This window comes from Nocardioides sp. NPDC023903, from assembly GCF_040639295.1.
Lineage (GTDB): Bacteria > Actinomycetota > Actinomycetes > Propionibacteriales > Nocardioidaceae > Nocardioides.
In genome coordinates, this window is record NZ_JBEZZS010000093.1 from 1 (window position 1) to 1,189 (window position 1,189).

Sequence of the window (1,189 nt, forward strand, 5' to 3'; positions counted from 1 at the left end):
CACTCGCCTGTCGTGGGCAGCGGCCCGATCAGCGTTGGCGCCAGCTCAGGGGGCCGGGAAGGTCGACACTGTTCTTGCGGGTACGGGAGTTCCAGGACCACGGGCCGATCTTGATGCCCCAGGACGACAGGCCCGATTGGGTGAAATTGAACTTCAGCGGCCCGAAGGATTTGCGCTGGCGGAACTTGATGGGCATGAGCAGCCTCCCTGAATCCCCACCAGAATAGCCGATCCGGTTCCGCCCCACCGGTTTCCGCTGGTCGAGCCGAGCTTCCCTAGTGCCGGCGACGGCGAGCGATGGCGAACATGGTGAGCGCGGCGGTGATCGCGAGGACGACGGCGAGAGTCAGCAGGATCAGGGGCGCCGCGGGGTCGGTTCCCCCGCCGCTGTGGCGGATCAGCAGCGCGGCGATCAGTGGGCCCGCCATCGCCAGCGCCGCGGCGGTCGACAGCAATCCACCGGTGATCAATTCCACGGGTCCGAGCCTGGCGTGCGACAGCGAACGCACAGACCGGGAATGCGCTGACATGACCTCCCCTTTCGTCGGTATCTGAAAGGTACCGCGCCGAAGGGGACAAACCGCCTCGACGAGGCCCGGCAGTCGCTGATGTGTCGCCAGCAAACCAGGAGCGACCGAGCGGGCTATTCGGCCGCGCGTCGCTCGGATCGAGTGCGTGCCCGGTCGTGCGCCTCACGCAACAACTCGCGGACCGTCGCTTCGGTGGCGGTCGCCGGATTCACCACCGCGAGCCAGTTCGCGGCAGCGTAGACGGGGTGCGCGACGACGGTGTCCTCGATGCTCGCGTCGGTCGGAGCGCCCGCTTCGGCGAAGGTCGTCTTGCTCACGGCGATGTTGACGCGGAAGCTGCCGGGACGGTTCAGGCCGGACGTCTCGTCGCCGGGGTAGTCCTTGGTCACGATGGTGGCGAAAGGCTGACCGGCGGGCACGACGCCGTCGGGGGCGTAGTAGAAGAAGGTGTCGCCCCAGCTGATCTCGGGAGCTTCACTCCCCTCGGTCGGCCGCAGCACCAGCACTCCGCCGAGGCCGGTCACGTAGTCGGTGATTTCCTCGATCGTCATGCTTGGAGCGTCTCATCCGGGGCGAACCAGAACAAGCGGGCCGAGGCGTCTCGTCAGTGAACGCCGACCAGCTCCCGTGCGCCCAGCGCGGCGACGGCCTCGCGTGCC

The 1,189-nt window shown here is 67.9% G+C and carries 3 protein-coding genes; all 3 read right to left on the bottom strand.

What is annotated here, in order from left to right:
* Nucleotides 1-28 precede the first annotated feature (28 nt).
* Nucleotides 29-196, bottom strand: coding sequence for a DUF4236 domain-containing protein (locus AB0F44_RS30170; protein ID WP_084472559.1), 168 nt, complete (start codon nucleotides 194-196; stop codon nucleotides 29-31).
* 79 nt (nucleotides 197-275) lie between these two features.
* On the bottom strand, nucleotides 276-476 hold the full coding sequence (locus AB0F44_RS30175; protein ID WP_357361052.1) for a hypothetical protein: 201 nt from the start codon (nucleotides 474-476) through the stop codon (nucleotides 276-278).
* Nucleotides 477-643: 167 nt separating this feature from the next.
* The gene (locus tag AB0F44_RS30180; protein ID WP_357361054.1) at nucleotides 644-1,081 is read right to left on the bottom strand and encodes a DUF6194 family protein; all 438 of its coding nucleotides are present in this window, start codon (nucleotides 1,079-1,081) and stop codon (nucleotides 644-646) included.
* Between the last annotated feature and the right edge of the window lie 108 nt (nucleotides 1,082-1,189).